This window comes from Streptomyces sp. NPDC057694 (genome assembly GCF_042799415.1).
Taxonomy (GTDB): Bacteria; Actinomycetota; Actinomycetes; order Streptomycetales; family Streptomycetaceae; genus Streptomyces.
Genome location: NZ_JBHVIX010000018.1, coordinates 120,823 through 135,606, shown reverse-complemented (window position 1 = coordinate 135,606; position 14,784 = coordinate 120,823). Strand labels below are relative to the sequence as shown.

The 14,784-nt window shown below is 72.2% G+C and carries 12 protein-coding genes; 2 read left to right on the top strand and 10 right to left on the bottom strand.

What is annotated here, in order from left to right; all coding sequences use genetic code 11:
- Positions 1 to 294: 294 nt before the first annotated feature.
- From ACFVDP_RS31090 to rsmI, 10 genes are all read right to left on the bottom strand, one after another.
- Positions 295 to 1,002, bottom strand: coding sequence for a LuxR C-terminal-related transcriptional regulator (locus ACFVDP_RS31090; RefSeq protein WP_383496968.1), 708 nt, complete (start codon positions 1,000 to 1,002; stop codon positions 295 to 297).
- Positions 1,003 to 1,233: 231 nt separating this feature from the next.
- On the bottom strand, positions 1,234 to 2,979 hold the full coding sequence (locus ACFVDP_RS31085) for a PQQ-binding-like beta-propeller repeat protein (protein WP_383496965.1): 1,746 nt from the start codon (positions 2,977 to 2,979) through the stop codon (positions 1,234 to 1,236).
- Positions 2,980 to 3,087: 108 nt separating this feature from the next.
- Positions 3,088 to 4,890 (bottom strand): ABC-F family ATP-binding cassette domain-containing protein, encoded by a 1,803-nt coding sequence (locus ACFVDP_RS31080; protein ID WP_383496962.1) that lies wholly within the window; start codon positions 4,888 to 4,890, stop codon positions 3,088 to 3,090.
- A 634-nt stretch (positions 4,891 to 5,524) separates the two neighbouring features.
- Positions 5,525 to 5,794: a hypothetical protein gene (locus ACFVDP_RS31075; RefSeq protein WP_383496959.1), complete on the bottom strand. Its 270-nt coding sequence runs from the start codon at positions 5,792 to 5,794 to the stop codon at positions 5,525 to 5,527.
- 48 nt (positions 5,795 to 5,842) lie between these two features.
- Positions 5,843 to 6,751: a 4-(cytidine 5'-diphospho)-2-C-methyl-D-erythritol kinase gene (locus ACFVDP_RS31070; RefSeq protein ID WP_383496956.1), complete on the bottom strand. Its 909-nt coding sequence runs from the start codon at positions 6,749 to 6,751 to the stop codon at positions 5,843 to 5,845.
- Complete coding sequence (gene rsmA / locus ACFVDP_RS31065; RefSeq protein ID WP_383496953.1) at positions 6,748 to 7,614, bottom strand: 16S rRNA (adenine(1518)-N(6)/adenine(1519)-N(6))-dimethyltransferase RsmA; 867 nt, start codon at positions 7,612 to 7,614, stop codon at positions 6,748 to 6,750. The genes ACFVDP_RS31070 and rsmA overlap by 4 nt, the downstream gene beginning before the upstream one ends.
- A gap of 262 nt (positions 7,615 to 7,876) precedes the next feature.
- Positions 7,877 to 9,232, bottom strand: coding sequence for a ubiquitin-like domain-containing protein (locus ACFVDP_RS31060; protein ID WP_383496950.1), 1,356 nt, complete (start codon positions 9,230 to 9,232; stop codon positions 7,877 to 7,879).
- Between the two features lie 147 nt (positions 9,233 to 9,379).
- A complete protein-coding gene (locus ACFVDP_RS31055) occupies positions 9,380 to 10,261 on the bottom strand; it encodes a TatD family hydrolase (RefSeq protein ID WP_383496947.1) in 882 nt (293 codons plus the stop codon).
- Positions 10,262 to 10,334: 73 nt separating this feature from the next.
- Positions 10,335 to 10,787, bottom strand: a complete 453-nt coding sequence (locus ACFVDP_RS31050; protein ID WP_383496944.1) for a hypothetical protein — start codon at positions 10,785 to 10,787, stop codon at positions 10,335 to 10,337.
- Between the two features lie 197 nt (positions 10,788 to 10,984).
- Positions 10,985 to 11,827: a 16S rRNA (cytidine(1402)-2'-O)-methyltransferase gene (gene rsmI / locus ACFVDP_RS31045; RefSeq protein WP_383497112.1), complete on the bottom strand. Its 843-nt coding sequence runs from the start codon at positions 11,825 to 11,827 to the stop codon at positions 10,985 to 10,987.
- A gap of 175 nt (positions 11,828 to 12,002) precedes the next feature.
- On the opposite strand from rsmI, the gene ACFVDP_RS31040 reads away from it, so the two are divergent.
- Entirely contained in the window at positions 12,003 to 13,793 is a 1,791-nt protein-coding gene (locus ACFVDP_RS31040) for a dolichyl-phosphate-mannose--protein mannosyltransferase (RefSeq protein WP_383496941.1), read from the top strand.
- Positions 13,794 to 13,915: 122 nt separating this feature from the next.
- Positions 13,916 to 14,674: a hypothetical protein gene (locus ACFVDP_RS31035; RefSeq protein ID WP_383496937.1), complete on the top strand. Its 759-nt coding sequence runs from the start codon at positions 13,916 to 13,918 to the stop codon at positions 14,672 to 14,674.
- Positions 14,675 to 14,784 lie beyond the last annotated feature (110 nt).

The window sequence follows — 14,784 nt, the reverse complement described above, 5'->3', positions numbered from 1 at the left end:
CTCGATCGAATGGAGGGAAGAGACGGGGAAAGGGGACGACCCTCGCTATACATACCGCCGGACGCCTTCTCGCCCTCGCCTCTTCCTCCCCCCCCCCCGGCCCCGGTCCGTGCCCCACTCGCACACAACGCAGAAGGCCCACTCCGTCGCAACGGAGTGGGCCTTCTGCTTCTTGAGCGCCGGGCAGGCCTTGCACCTGCATTTCCCCGCAGGAAGCGGGGCGTCTTTCCTTAGACGACCAACGCACTGTTCTTCGCTGTCAGTTGCAGCGCCGAACGCAAGATCGACTATAGCTCACGACTCCTGCTCCTGTGAAGCGGAGGACTGATCGCCGCCCACCGGTCCGGCCCGGTCCAGCAGGCCGGTGCGGGCCGCGAGGGCGGCGGCCTCCAGTCGGGAGCCGACGCCCAGCTTCATCAGGACCCGCTGGACGTGGGTGCGCGCGGTGGACGGGGCGATGCCCATGCCGGCCGCGATCAGCCGGGTGTCCTCGCCGTCCGCGACCCGGACCAGGACCTCCACCTCGCGCGGAGTCAGCATCTGAAGCAGCCGCTGCCCCTCGTCGTCCGGCTGCGCCGCCGGATTGAGCAGCTCGCTGAACGCACCCTGCAACAGCGCCGGGGCCACGGCCGCCTCACCGGCCCGCGCCTTCATCAGGGCCCGCTCGACCCCCTCTATGCGCTCGTCGTGCCGTACGTAGCCGGAGGCGCCCGCGGCGAACGCCGCCGCGATGCCACGCGGGGACGGGACCGGGCCGAGGACCACCACCGCCACCTGGGGGCGCTCCTTCTTGATCCGGACGACCGGGTCGAAGGTGCCCGGCTCCGCCGGGGCCGACGTGCCCAGCAGGCAGACCTCCGGGGCGCGGGAGATGACCAGTTCGGCGGCGCCCGCGGCGGGCGCGGCCGCGGCGAGGACACGGTGTCCGCGCAGTTTCAGTGCCGAGGCGAGCGCCTCGGCCAGCAGTCGGTGGTCGTCGACCACCATGAGCCGCACTCCCATCGGGCCAACCCCCCAGTTCGACCCAGAGGCAGTACATGTCCCCTGGGCCCCCCACGGACAGGCGAGCCCCCCGACTCCCCGTCCTCCTTCATCCACCGGAAGCTACACGCTTGTTCGACGTCGCGCGCCCCCTACCGGTGAGAAGCGGCCCTGAATGCTGAAATCGCAGCTTTTCAGGGGTGATTGGGGGTGCGGGAGCGTAAAAGCAGGCCGTCTCGCGCCCGGTTGTGATCAGGGCGTGGATCCACCCGCGGTGAACGCGATCGCCGTGTACTCCTTGTGGTCCTTCGAGGCGGGCGCACTGATCAGGGCCTTGCCGAGGAACAACCGGCCGCCCGAGTAACGCACTTCGGAACCGCTGAGGCCGACGACCATACCGCTGACCGCGTACATGGCCGTGTCATCGGTCGGGGTCCGCAGCAGCGCCGTCTGCTTCATCGAGCGGGGATCGACGGACACGATCCGCACGCCCTTGCCGAACGAGCCGTCCTCGTAGGCGAGGACGTTCCCGCCGTCCATCCGGAGCGGGAAGATCCGGTAGTCGCCGCCGTCCACCCGCTCGCCGGTGAGCCGCCCGGACGTGAGGCCGTAGGACACGATCTCGTTGGTCGTGCCGGAGGCGCCGCCCTCGTGCTGCCGGGTGGCCAGATAGACCCGCCCGCTGCCGACGACGATCTTCCGGCAGCCGTCGGTGCGGCCGACGTCGCAGCCGAGGTCGTACGTGTCGGCGTCGAGGGAGATCGTGGTGAGGGGCTTGCCGGTGGGGCTCATCGGGATGATGCCGGTGACCGTGGCCGCGGCGTTCTCCCCGGTGCCGACCCCGACGACGACCGGGTCGGTGGACAGCACCCGGGCACTGCCGACACCGTTCGCAAGCTTGTACGTCCACTTGGGGCGGCCGGTCCTCGGGTCCAGGAGCTGGACCTCGTACTGATTCTGGCCGTTCACACCGCACTTGCGGACGGTGGCCAGCTGCGCGCCGCCCGCGTAGCCGACGTCCTCGCAGGTTCCGCTCTGCGGCTGCCACAGGATCCTGCCGGTCTTGATGTCGAGGGCGGCGCCGCCGCGCAGACCGCCGCCGAGCGCCAGCGTGTCGCCGGAGAAGACCGGCTCCTCGAACGGGACGGCCGAGACGCCCGTGCCGACGCTCTTCGTCCACACCTTGTCACCGGTGTTCACATCGAACAGCGTGATCTGCGAGCAGGTCCGGTGCCGGCCGTCCGCGCCCCGCGCGCCGTTCTCGCTGACGACGGCGGCCAGCGCGTCCTTGGTGACGTCCTCGGTGGCGCCGCAGGTCTGGCCGGGCAGCGGCAGTGTCCAGGTCTTCTTCCCGGTCGCGGGGTCGTGGCCGACGATCTCGGCGACACCCGCCTTGGCGTACGTACGGTCGGTCAGCCAGGAGCCGACGACGCTGTCGACCTTGTCCTTGGCGACCTTGGGCGCGGGCAGGGTGAAAGCGAGCCGGGCGGAGGGGTCGGCGGGGACCTTCTCCTCGCCCGCCTCGCCGAAGCCGGATCCGGAGCCCGGGCCGCTCGCGTCGCCGCCGCCGCGCTTGCCGTCGGCTGCGGTGCTGCCCGGGCTGTCGCCGCTGCCGCCTCCGTCGGAGGTGGCGTACAGGACGCCCGCGCCGATGATCAGGGCGATGGCCACGACGGCCGCGGCGATGATCCAGGCGACCGGCGAACCGGGGCGTCCGGCACCGGCGGGCGGCGGCGGGGGCGTGGTGGGCGGCTGCGGATAGGTGTACGGGTACTGCCGCGGCCCCGCGGCGGGCGGGCCCGGGTAGCCGTAGCCCTGCGCGGGCGCCTGCGGCGGGGGCGGGGGGCCGAAGGCGCCGGGGGACGGTGGGGCGGGCGGCGCGGCGGGCGGCCTTTTGCGGAACAGGTCGTCCTGCGGCGGCCGGGGCGGTCCGTCCTGGGGAGCGTCCTGTGGGGCGGAGGTGCTGCCGGACGGCCGCGGGTCGGGCGGCTGAGTCATCAGCCCTCCCCTTTCTTCGCTGACGGCCCCCCGGTGAGATACGTCCGGACGCGCGCCTCCCCAGGGCTGCCGGACGCCTCTTTCTACCACCCGTCGGGCGCCCCCGGCTCAGGCGTCCTCGGCCAGTTCCAGCCAGCGCATCTCCAGCTCCTCGCGCTCGGCGACGAGTGCGCGCAGGTCCGCGTCGAGCTTGGCGACCTTGCCGAAGTCCGTCGCGTTGTCCGCGATCTGAGTGTGCAGCTTGGCCTCCTTCTCGGAGATCTTGTCCATCTGCCGCTCGACCTTCTGCAGTTCCTTCTTCGCGGCGCGGGTGTCGGCCGCGGACGGGCCGGACTTCGCGGCGGGTGCGGCGGCCGGGGCCGGGGTGGCGGCCTCGATCATCCGCTGCCTGCGCTCCAGGTACTCCTCGATGCCGCGCGGCAGCATCCGCAGCGTGCCGTCGCCGAGCAGCGCGAAGGTGTTGTCGGTGGTGCGCTCGATGAAGAACCGGTCGTGGGAGATCACGACCATGGAACCCGGCCAGCCGTCGAGCAGGTCCTCGAGCTGGGTGAGCGTCTCGATGTCCAGGTCGTTCGTGGGCTCGTCGAGGAACAGGACGTTCGGCTCGTCCATGAGCAGGCGCAGCAGTTGCAGCCGGCGGCGCTCACCGCCGGAGAGGTCGCCGACCGGCGTCCACTGCTTCTCCTTGCTGAACCCGAACTGCTCGCACAGCTGGCCCGCGGTCATCTCGCGGCCCTTGCCCAGATCGACGCGGTCGCGGATCTGCTGCACGGCCTCAAGGACCCGCAGCGTGCCCGGGAGTTCGGTCACGTCCTGCGAGAGATAGGCGAGCCGCACGGTCTTGCCGACGATCACCTTTCCGGCGACGGGCTGGACATCGCCCTGGCTGGTGGCCGCGTCGGCCAGCGCGCGCAGCAGGGACGTCTTGCCCGCGCCGTTCACGCCGACCAGGCCGACGCGGTCGCCCGGGCCGAGCTGCCAGGTGAGGTGCTTGAGCAGCACCTTCGGTCCGGCCTGGACGGTCACGTCCTCCAGGTCGAAGACGGTCTTGCCGAGCCGGGCGTTGGCGAACTTCATCAGCTCGCTCTTGTCGCGGGGCTCCGGCACGTCGGCGATCAGCTCGTTGGCCGCCTCGATGCGGTAGCGGGGCTTGGAGGTGCGGGCCGGGGCGCCGCGGCGCAGCCAGGCCAGCTCCTTGCGCATCAGGTTCTGCCGCTTGGTCTCCTCGGTCGCGGCCCTCCGCTCGCGCTCGGCGCGGGCGAACACGTAGTCCGAGTAGCCGCCCTCGTACTCGTAGACGTCGCCCTTCTGCACGTCCCACATGCGGGTGCAGACCTGGTCGAGGAACCAGCGGTCGTGGGTGACGCAGACGAGGGCCGAGCGGCGGGTCTGGAGGTGGCGGGCGAGCCACGAGATGCCCTCGACGTCGAGGTGGTTCGTGGGCTCGTCGAGAACGAGGAGGTCCTGCTCGGCGATGAGCAGCTTGGCGAGCGCGATACGGCGGCGCTCGCCGCCGGAGAGCGGGGCGATGACGGTGTCGAGCCCCTGGGGGAAGCCGGGGAGGTCCAGCCCCCCGAACAGACCGGTGAGCACGTCGCGGATCTTCGCGTTGCCCGCCCACTCGTGGTCGGCGAGGTCGCCGATCACCTCGTGGCGGACGGTGGCCTCGGGGTCGAGGGAGTCGTGCTGGGTGAGGACGCCGAGGGTCAGGCCGCCGCTGTGGGTGATCCTGCCGGTGTCGGCCTCTTCGAGCTTGGCGAGCATGCGGATGAGGGTGGTCTTGCCGTCGCCGTTGCGCCCCACGACGCCGATCCGGTCGCCCTCCTGCACACCGAGGGAGACGCCGTCGAGGAGGGCACGGGTGCCGTACACCTTGGTGACTGCCTCGACATTGACCAGATTGACTGCCATTTCGCTCCTGCCGCGGGGTTTCGCCGGGCCCTCCGGAGTGGGCCCGGCTGTCCAGCGTAGTCGGGCCTACGCCTGCCCCGCCCCGACACCTGCCGCGCGCGACTCCGGCGGGGGCCGACCGCGCAGTTCCCCGCGCCCCTCATCGGCTTGTCTTTCACCCGCGGACCGGTGGCCTCGTCTCGCGCAGTTCCCCGCGCCCCTTGTCGGGTTGTCGGTCGGCTGACGGCCGGTGGGGCTTCTCGCGCAGTTCCCCGCGCCCCTGGGTTGTCGGTCGGCTGACGGCCGGTGGCCTCTTCCCGCGCAGTTCCCCGCGCCCCTGGGTTGTCGGTCGGCTGACGGCCGGTGGCCTCTTCCCGCGCAGTTCCCCGCGCCCCTGAGGCAGGCGCTTCGCGCCGCCTCCCCTTGAGGCTGCGCTTCGCGCGCCTCTCATGAAAGGCCGGTGGCGCGCCTCTCCTGAAGGGCAGGTGGGGCGCGCCTCTCATGAAAGGCCGGTGGCGTGCCCCTCCTGAGGGGCGGGTGGCGCGCCTCTCCTGACGGACGAGTGGCGCGGCGCCTCTCCTGAGGGGCAGGTGGTGCGCCTCTCCTGACGGGCGGGTGGTGCGGCTCTGATGAGATGGCGCACGAAGTGCGCATCTCAGGGGCGCGGGGAACTGCGCGAGAAGACCCGCGGGCCCGCAGACGAACGACGGCCCAGGGGCGCGGGGCGTCCCCGGCGCCGGGACCTGAGCAGCGGAGCGACCTCGCGGGGGCGGGCCAGTCGGCCGGCGCCACCACCGAGGCCGGGCGGGGGCAGCGGGTGGCCGCGGGCGGCAAGCGCGGCGTTCAGCCCGAAGAGGGCAACGGCGCCGAGCGGCACGGCGGCCCGGCGCAACCGGCGGCGACGACGACCTCTGGGTCTCTGCATGGGCACAGCGTCCCGCGCCGAGGCACCCCCACGGCACCGCCCGCGTACTCAGTTACCGCTGAGTACCGTCGCCCCGGGAGCCGGCGAGCAAGCCACCCGCACCGCCCGGCACGCCCCCGACGCGGCAAGCCCGTCGGCGACAACCCGCGCCGCGGCCTCGTCCCCCGCGAGGAACGCCGTCGTCGGTCCCGAGCCGGAGACCAGCGCGGCCACGGCCCCGGCGGCGACACCGGCGTCGAGCGTCGTCTTCAGGGAGGGGAAGAGGGAGAGCGCGGCCGGCTGAAGGTCATTCGTGACGGTGGCCGCGAGCCGCTCCACGTCACCGGTGCGCAACGCGTCGAGCAGCGCGGGCGAGGCGACCGGCTCCGGCGCCTCGGGGCTGAGCCGGTCGAACTCCCGGTACACGGCCGGGGTCGACAGACCGCCGTCGGCCGCGGCGAACACCCACCAGAACTCCCCGCCCACCTCAAGAGGCTGGAGCTTCTCACCGCGCCCGGTGCCGAGCGCCGCCCCGCCGACCAGGCTGAACGGCACGTCACTGCCCAACTCGGCGCAGATGTCGAGGAGTTCGGCACGGGACGCCCCGGTGCCCCACAGCGCGTCGCAGGCCACGAGGGCGCCCGCCGCGTCGGCCGAACCGCCCGCCATGCCGCCCGCGACGGGGATGTCCTTGGCGATGTGGATACGGACCTTGGGGTCGCCGAGCCCGTGCCGCTCGGCCAGCGCGATCGCGGCGCGGGCGGCGAGGTTCGTCCGGTCCAGGGGTACTTCGGGAACGGGGTCGCCGCCCGGGCCCGTGCACGTCAGGCTCAGCTCGTCGGCCGGCTCGACGGTCACCTCGTCGTACAGGCCCACGGCGAGGAAGACATTGGCCAGGTCGTGGAAGCCGTCGGGGCGGGCGCCGCCGACGGCGAGCTGGACGTTGACCTTGGCGGGGACGCGTACGGTCACACTCACTGCTGCTTGGCCTCCGCGATCCGGGCGAACTCCTCCACCGTCAGTGCCTCGCCACGCGCCTGCGGGGAGACCCCGGCCGCGACCAGCGCCTCCTCTGCGGCTTGCGCCGATCCGGCCCAGCCCGCCAGCGCGGCACGCAGCGTCTTGCGGCGCTGGGCGAACGCGGCGTCGACGACCGCGAACACCTCCGCCTTCGTGGCCGTGGTGGCGACGGGCTCGGCGCGGCGCACGAGCGAGACGAGGCCGGAGTCGACGTTCGGCGCGGGCCAGAAGACGTTGCGGCCGATGCTGCCGGCGCGCTTGACGTCGGCGTACCAGTTGGCCTTCACGGAGGGGACTCCGTAGACCTTGTTGCCGGGGCCGGCGGCGAGGCGGTCGGCGACCTCGGCCTGGACCATGACGAGGGTGCGCTCGATACTCGGGAACGTGTCGAGCATGTGCAGCAGGACCGGCACCGCGACGTTGTACGGCAGGTTCGCGACCAGGGCGGTGGGGGGCGGGCCCGGGAGTTCGGTGACCTGCATCGCGTCGATGTTGACCAGGTCGAAGGCGTCCTTCTTCGCCGGGAGGCGGGCCGCGATCGTCGCCGGGAGCGCCGAGGCGAGGACGTCGTCGATCTCGACGGCTGTGACGTGGTGGGCCGCGTCGAGCAGGGCGAGGGTGAGCGAGCCGAGGCCCGGTCCGACCTCTACGACGTTGTCGTCACCGGTGACCTCCGCGGTGCGGACGATGCGGCGGACCGTGTTCGCGTCGATCACGAAGTTCTGGCCGCGCTGTTTGGTGGGCCGGACGTTGAGTGCCGCCGCGAGTTCGCGAATGTCGGCTGCGCCGAGCAGGGGGCCTTGGGGGTCTGTGGTGCTCACCGTCCAAGGGTAGCCGGGGCTTTTCGCGACCGACGGCCGTCCGCGGGCCGGTGGCCGCTTCCCGCGCAGTTCCCCGCGCCCCTGGGTTGTCGGTCGACCGACGGCCGGTGGGGCTTCTCGCGCAGTTCCCCGCGCCCCTGGAGATGCGCACTTCGTGCGCTGTCTCCATCAGGGGTGCGCCCCAGGGGGAGGCGCGCGAAGCGCAGCCTTCAGGGGCGCGGGGAACTGCGCGACCAGCCACGACGGCGCCGCAGACGAACGACTACCCGTGCAGCCGGGGCCCACAGTGCGGCCAAGGACTGGCGCCCCGGCGGACGTACAGCTTCTTCGCCCGGTACGTCTGCTCGGCGGCAGGCGCCTCCTGCGGGCTGCCCGAGCCGCCGAGGCTGTGCCAGGTCTGGGTGTCGAACTGGTACAGACCCCCGTAGGTACCGGTCGAGTCGAGGGCCCCGGGCCGCCCCCCGGACTCACAGGCGGCGAGCCCGGACCAGTTGAGCGAATCGGCGCCGGCCACGGACGACGGCAACGGCTTGGTCCCGACCTTGACCACCCGCGTACGCGGCTCCCGCACCACTTCGGTCTTCGTACGCCGCGGCTTCTGCTTGACCCCGTTGACGGTGCGCAGCTCGTACGTGACCCGCTTCACCCCGGCCTCCCCGGCCTGCTCCACGACCTCGGTGCCGAGGAACAGCGACGGATCCCGGGTCCGCTCGACGGCGAACGGCACCGACTCCTCGCGGGTCTCCTTGCTCCCGGTCACCCGCATCACGGTCACGGTCTGCCCGTCGCGCGGAAAGCTGCTCGCCGGTACGGAGGTGGTGTCCTGGCCGTGCAGGGTGATCCCGGCCTCGCCGACGGCCTCGCCCACGGTGGCCGCGTTGGTGCGGATGGCGTGCCGCTTCCCGTCGGCCATGATCGTGACGCTGCGCTCGGTGCGTACGGCGAATTCGAGGCCGTGCCGCCCGATGCTCTGGGAGCGGGACGTGGAGACGTACGCGCCCTCGGCCCGCACCCCGAGCTGCCGCAGCGCCCCGTCGACGGTGTGGGCGGTCGTCCACACCTTGCGGCGCTGCCCGTCGAGGGTCAGCTGGACGGGGCGGCCGTAGTGCACGGAGACCTGGTCGCCGCTGGCCAGGGCGGTGCCCTCGGCGGGGGCGACGAGATCGTGCTCGCCGACCGCGACGCCCTCGTCGGCGAGGAGTTCGGTGACGTCGTCGGCGAAGGTGTGCAGGGTGCGTTCCTTGCCGTCGACGGTCAGCTCGATGGCCTTGTCGTTGGCGACGAACGCCGAGGTGCCGCCCGCCAGGAACGCGACGACGAGGGCCTGCGGCAGCAGCCTGCGCAGCCCGTCGGGGCGCGGGTCGCTCTTCTTGCGGCGGGCGGCGCGGCGCGCGGCGGCCCGCCCGCCGTCCGTCGCCGCCTGCCGCGGCAGCCGCGGCTCGCCGCCGGGACCGGCCCCGGCCGGCAGCTCGGGCTCGGCGGCCGGCGCCGGCGCCGCGTACTCGTAGGCGGGCCGGTACGTGTCGCCGTACTCCGGCTCGTAGGGCTCGTAGGGCTGGTACGAGTCCTGCGGCTCGTACGACGGCTGATACGTCGTCTCGTACGGCGATGTGCTCAACGAGGCTCCAGGCGCTCCAAGGGTCCGGCCCCGGTGGGGGCGGATCGGGCGAGCAGAACCTAGCGGAGCAACCCTCACTCTCCAAAGCAGCGCGACTACGCAGTGTCGCGATCATGCCCGAAGGTGAGCGGGTCCGATCGTTATGGGTCAGTAACCGAAGGCGCGGGCCGTGTTGGCGGAGACCGACGTCGCGAGGGCTTCTTCGGTGACGCCCTTCACCTCGGCCATCGCCCGCAGCGTGACCGGAATGAGATAAGGGGCATTAGGCCGACCGCGGTACGGGGCCGGGGTCAGGAACGGCGCGTCGGTCTCCACGAGGACCAGTTCCGCGGGCGCCACGGCGAGGGCGTCGCGCAGCGGCTGCGCGTTCTTGAACGTCATGTTGCCCGCGAACGACATGAAGTAGCCGTTCTCCGCGCAGACTTGCGCCATGTCGGCGTCGCCCGAGTAGCAGTGGAAGACGGTGCGCTCGGGGGCGCCCTCCTCCTTCAGGATGCGCAGCACATCGTCGTGGGCCTCGCGATCGTGGATGACGAGGGCCTTGCCGTGCCGCTTGGCGATCTCGATGTGGGCGCGGAAGGACTTCTCCTGGGCCGCCTTGCCCTCCGGGCCCGTACGGAAGTAGTCGAGGCCCGTCTCGCCGACGCCCTTGACCTGCGGCAGCGCGGCGAGCCGGTCGATCTCGGCGAGCGCCTCGTCGAGCCCGGCGTCCCCCAGCGGCGTACGGGCGCCCTGGCGGGACCAGCCGTCGGGGTCGCCGTGGACGATGCGGGGTGCCTCGTTGGGGTGCAGGGCGACGGTGGCGTGCACGGCCGCATGGGCCGCCGCCGTCTCGGCGGCCCAGCGGGAGCCCGCGAGGTCGCAGCCGACCTGCACCACGGTCGTCACCCCGACCGACGCCGCCTTGGCGAGGGCCTCCTCCACGGTGCCCGCCTGCATGTCCAGGTGGGTGTGGGAGTCGGCGACCTCGACCGCGAGCGGTGCGGGCAGCGGTGGCGGGGTGACGTCCTTGGCACGATCGGGGCTCATGCCCCCGATCCTACGAAGGCCCGGGCAGGAGGCCCCGGCCAGGAGGCCGGGTCAGGCCGGGTCAGGTCGGGCCCTAGGAGGCCTTGGGGCCGTCCTTGCGATGGTGGCTGAAGGGGTGCAGGAGGTCGGAGAGGTGCCAGTGGTGGTGCTCGCCGGAGTCGGCGGCCTGTTCGGGGACCTCGACGGGTCCGGCGGCCGGGGCGGTGTGCTGCTGGCGCTGCATCACGTCCCGCACGGAACTGACGCGGCCGGACCGCATGATCCGTACGACGTGTCCGCCGCAGTTCAGGCAGGTGGGGCTGGACAGGGGCGACGGCACCAGCTCACCGTCCGCCACGTACATCACGAACTCCGCACCCTCCCCGTCGATGTGGTGCTCTATCTCGTAAGACTGCTCCCAGCCGTGCCCGCAGCGCATGCAGGCGAACGCATACGCCTCGTGGACGACGGATATCGCTGTGCCACGGCTCGTCACCGGGGTCGCGGGTGTACTGGTGGCCGTCTTGGAGGCCGCGAACTCGCTCATGCCAGCTCCTCTTGTCCGCTGGACAAGCGCTGCCCGGAGGCAGCGTGGGGACGGGTGCGTCCCTTCAACCAGTGGACGCCTCCGCCGGGCCGAGCGCAAAAGACCTGTCGACTATTGGAGCCGATTTGGCATTTCCCTGCCGTATGGGGCCTGACACCCGGTCTTCGCTTTGCTTTCCAGGCTAGTCCTTTACGCCCTTATGGGGTGCCTTGAGTCGCATTCTTTGCCGCGACCACGGCATCGAAGACGACACGCTTGGGTAGCCCCGCATCGGCCGCGACCGCCGCGATGGCCTCCTTGCGCCGCTCCCCCGCCTCCTCTCGCACGCGCACCCTGCGCACCAGCTCATCGGGGGTGAGGTCGTCGCCGGACTTCTCCGGGGCGCCCTCGACGACGACCGTGATCTCGCCGCGGACCCCTTCGGCGGCCCACTCCGCGAGGTCCTTCAGGGGGCCGCGCTTGATCTCCTCGTAGGTCTTGGTCAGCTCGCGGCAGACCGCGGCCCTGCGGTCGGCGCCGAACGCCTCGGCCATCGCGGCGAGGGTGTCGTCCAGGCGGTGCGGGGCCTCGAAGTAGACAAGTGTGCGTCGTTCTTCGGCCACTTCCCGAAGGCGCGAGAGCCGCTCGCCGGCCTTGCGCGGCAGGAAGCCCTCGAAGCAGAACCGGTCGACGGGCAGCCCGGACAGGGCGAGGGCGGTGAGCACCGCGGAAGGGCCGGGGACGGCGGTGACCCGGATGTCGCGCTCCACGGCCGCGGCCACCAGGCGGTAGCCCGGGTCGGACACCGACGGCATCCCGGCGTCGGTCACGAGCAGCACCCGCGCACCGCCCGCCAGCGCCTCGACCAGCTCGGGCGTGCGCGCGCTCTCGTTGCCCTCGAAGTACGACACGACGCGCCCGCCGACCTGCACCCCGAGCGCCTGGGTGAGCCGCTTCAGGCGGCGGGTGTCCTCGGCGGCGACGACATCGGCGACGGCCAGCTCCTGGGCGAGCCGCGGCGGGGCGTCGGAGACGGTGCCGATGGGGGTGCCGGCGAGCACGAGCGTGCCGGTCGGCGCCGTGGCGGCGGGCCCCTGCCCCCGCTCCCCCGACGGTTCGGTTGAATCTGCGGTTCCTGTCACGGTTCCATCCTCGCAGGGTCGCCGGACGGGACTCGCACGGCGCTGTTCCCCACGCCCACGGGACTCGCACAGCGCCGTTCCCTACGATGGCGCGGTGACCAGTACCTCGTCGTCGGCCAAGGCGAACCCGAGCAGTCCCCCGCCGGACCAGGCACCCCTGGCAGCCCCGTCAGCGCAGGATTCGGCGTGGCTGCGTGGTCTGCGCAGGTTCGGCTACCGGGGCCCGGAGGCGGAAGGGGGCGCGGAGGTCAGAGACGGCGACGTCCGCGAGCGCCTCGTCCCGTCGTACCCCGCGCCGTCGTCGCGGCTGTGGGCGTCGTTCGGGCTCAGCCGGTTCACCGCAGGTCAGCTGTCCCGGCTCGTGGGCTGGGGCGGCCCGCTGCTCGTCACGCTCGTCGCGGGGCTGCTGCGCTTCTGGAACCTCGGCAGCCCGAAAGCCGTGATATTCGACGAGACGTATTACGCCAAGGACGCGTGGGCGCTCATCCACCGCGGATTCGAGGTGAATTGGCCGAAGAACGCCAATGACCTGATCCTGAAGAACAACGGCGACATCCCGATTCCGAGCGACGCCTCCTACGTCGTGCATCCGCCGGTCGGCAAGTACGTCATCGGCATCGGCGAATGGATGTTCGGTTTCAATCCGTTCGGCTGGCGGTTCATGACGGCGCTGCTCGGCACGTTGTGCGTGCTGATGGTGTGCCGGATCGGCCGCCGCCTCTTCCGCTCGACGTTCCTGGGCTGCCTCGCCGGGGCGCTGCTCACGGTGGACGGGCTCGCGTTCGTGATGAGCCGCACCGCGCTGCTCGACTCGGTGCTGGTGTTCTTCGTGGTCGCGGCGTTCGGCTGCCTGATCGTCGACCGGGACCGGGCGCGGGGACGGCTGGCGGCGGCGCTGCCGGAGGACGAGCACGGCCTGGTCCGCCCCGACGCGCGCATCGCCGAGACCCTGCGCCTGGGATGGCGCCCGTGGCGGCTGCTCGCCGGGCTCTGCCTGGGTCTGGCCGCGGGCACGAAGTGGAACGGCTTCATCTACGTGGCGCTCTTCGCCGTCATGACGGTGCTGTGGGACGTCGGCACGCGCCGGGTGGCGGGCGCCGAGCGCCCGTACCTCGCCGTGCTCAAGCACGACGTGTTCCCGGCGTTCCTCGTCACGGTTCCGGTCGCGATCGCCACGTACCTGCTGTCCTGGCTCGGCTGGATCCTCTCCCCCGACGACGGCACCGGCGGCTACTTCCGCAACTGGGCGGTGACCGCGGGCAAGGGCGGCGGCCACACCTGGCTGCCCGACTGGGTGCGCAGCCTGTGGCACTACGAGCAGGAGGTCTGGGACTTCAACACCAACCTCAGCTCCCCGCACACCTACCAGTCCAACCCGTGGAGCTGGATGGTCGACGGCCGCCCGGTCTCGTACTTCTACGAGTCCCCGACGGCGGGCCAGGACGGCTGCCCGGCGGACGCGACGGAGAAGTGCGCCCGCGAGGTCCTCGCCCTCGGCACCCCGCTGCTGTGGTGGGCGGCCTGCTTCGCGGTGCTCTATCTGCTGTGGCGCTGGGCGTTCCGGCGCGACTGGCGGGCGGGCGCGATCGCGTGCGCCATCGCCGCCGGCTATCTGCCCTGGTTCAACTACCAGGAACGGACGATCTTCTACTTCTACGCGGTCGTCTTCGCACCGTTCCTCTGCCTGGCACTGGCGATGATGCTCGGCGCGATCATCGGCAGGCCGGGATCGAGCGAACGCCGGCGGACGGTCGGCGCCGCGGGGGCGGGTGTGATCGTCCTGCTGATCGTGTGGAACTTCGTGTACTTCTGGCCGATCTACACGGGAACGGCGATCCCGATCGACTCGTGGCGGTCGAGGATGTGGCTGGACACCTGGGTCTAGCCGGACGCAACGTTCCACTCCCGGTCACGCAAGCCATGCGTCCGCGTCACCTCCGCGCCCTACCGTCCGCCCCCGTCAGAGGACTTGGGGCACGGGACGGGACCCGTGCGGGAGGGAGCCAGATGATGCACGGCGAGGGAGAAAGACCGGCACCGGGAGGCGGCGCGCCCACGTACGCGATGCTGACGGCCGAGGCGCGACGGCAGGCCGCGCTGCCCCGGCCCGCGGCGCGCAGCCGCCGGGAGGCGGACGTCCGCCGGGTGCCGTGGTGGCGGGTACGGACCCTGCGGAGGATGTCGGGCCTGTCCGTCCTGGTACCGGCGGCGCTCTACACGGTTCTCGTCCTGGTGGTCTACGGACTGGTCGGCTCGGCCGCGCTGGCACCCCAGGCCCTGCTCACGCTCGTGGTGTCCCTCGCCCTGGTGGTCTTCGGGGCCGTCCGTCTCCGTGGCCGGGGCGGTGCCTCGGCCAGGGCGCTGGCCCGTGCGGCCTGTGCGCCCGGCCCCGTGGTCAGGCGGTACGCCCTGCTGTACGACCCGCCCTGGGGCGGCATCGCCCTGCTGGCGGTGTTCCCCGCCGACGGGGGCGACGGCGTCCGGCCCGAAGCGGTGCTGCAACTCAGACCTCTGCCGCTGCCCGCACGCCGGTTCCTGGGGGCACGCAAACTCCCGGCCGACGTGCCCGTCGAGCCGTTCGGTGAGCTCGAACTGTGCGGCCGGACCGACGCTTCGCCCGCGGGCGTCCCCTGGATCGACGGACAGGCGTACTGGCCGGAGCGTTCCTACGGCGCCGGCGACTTCGAGACGGAACAGGGCCGGGCCCTGATGGACCGGCTGTCGGCCGGGGACGGAGACGACCGGTGGTCACCTTCCCGGCCGTGAGCGGTACGGGTGGCACCGACGCCGCTTCCCGGTGTTCACGGACATGACCGGACACCTGGGTCCAGACCGCTTTCAGCCGCATTTGTGATCACTCTTCGGACACCTTCGGA

What these genes read in the sequence shown, in the direction of transcription:
- ACFVDP_RS31090 (WP_383496968.1), bottom strand. Translation starts at nt 1,002, where the DNA reads ATGGGAGTGCGGCTCATGGTGGTCGACGACCACCGACTGCTGGCCGAG.
- ACFVDP_RS31085 (WP_383496965.1), bottom strand. Translation starts at nt 2,979, where the DNA reads ATGACTCAGCCGCCCGACCCGCGGCCGTCCGGCAGCACCTCCGCCCCA.
- ACFVDP_RS31080 (WP_383496962.1), bottom strand. Translation starts at nt 4,890, where the DNA reads ATGGCAGTCAATCTGGTCAATGTCGAGGCAGTCACCAAGGTGTACGGC.
- ACFVDP_RS31075 (WP_383496959.1), bottom strand. Translation starts at nt 5,794, where the DNA reads ATGCAGAGACCCAGAGGTCGTCGTCGCCGCCGGTTGCGCCGGGCCGCC.
- ACFVDP_RS31055 (WP_383496947.1), bottom strand. Translation starts at nt 10,261, where the DNA reads ATGAGCCCCGATCGTGCCAAGGACGTCACCCCGCCACCGCTGCCCGCA.
- ACFVDP_RS31050 (WP_383496944.1), bottom strand. Translation starts at nt 10,787, where the DNA reads ATGAGCGAGTTCGCGGCCTCCAAGACGGCCACCAGTACACCCGCGACC.
- ACFVDP_RS31035 (WP_383496937.1), top strand. Translation starts at nt 13,916, where the DNA reads ATGATGCACGGCGAGGGAGAAAGACCGGCACCGGGAGGCGGCGCGCCC.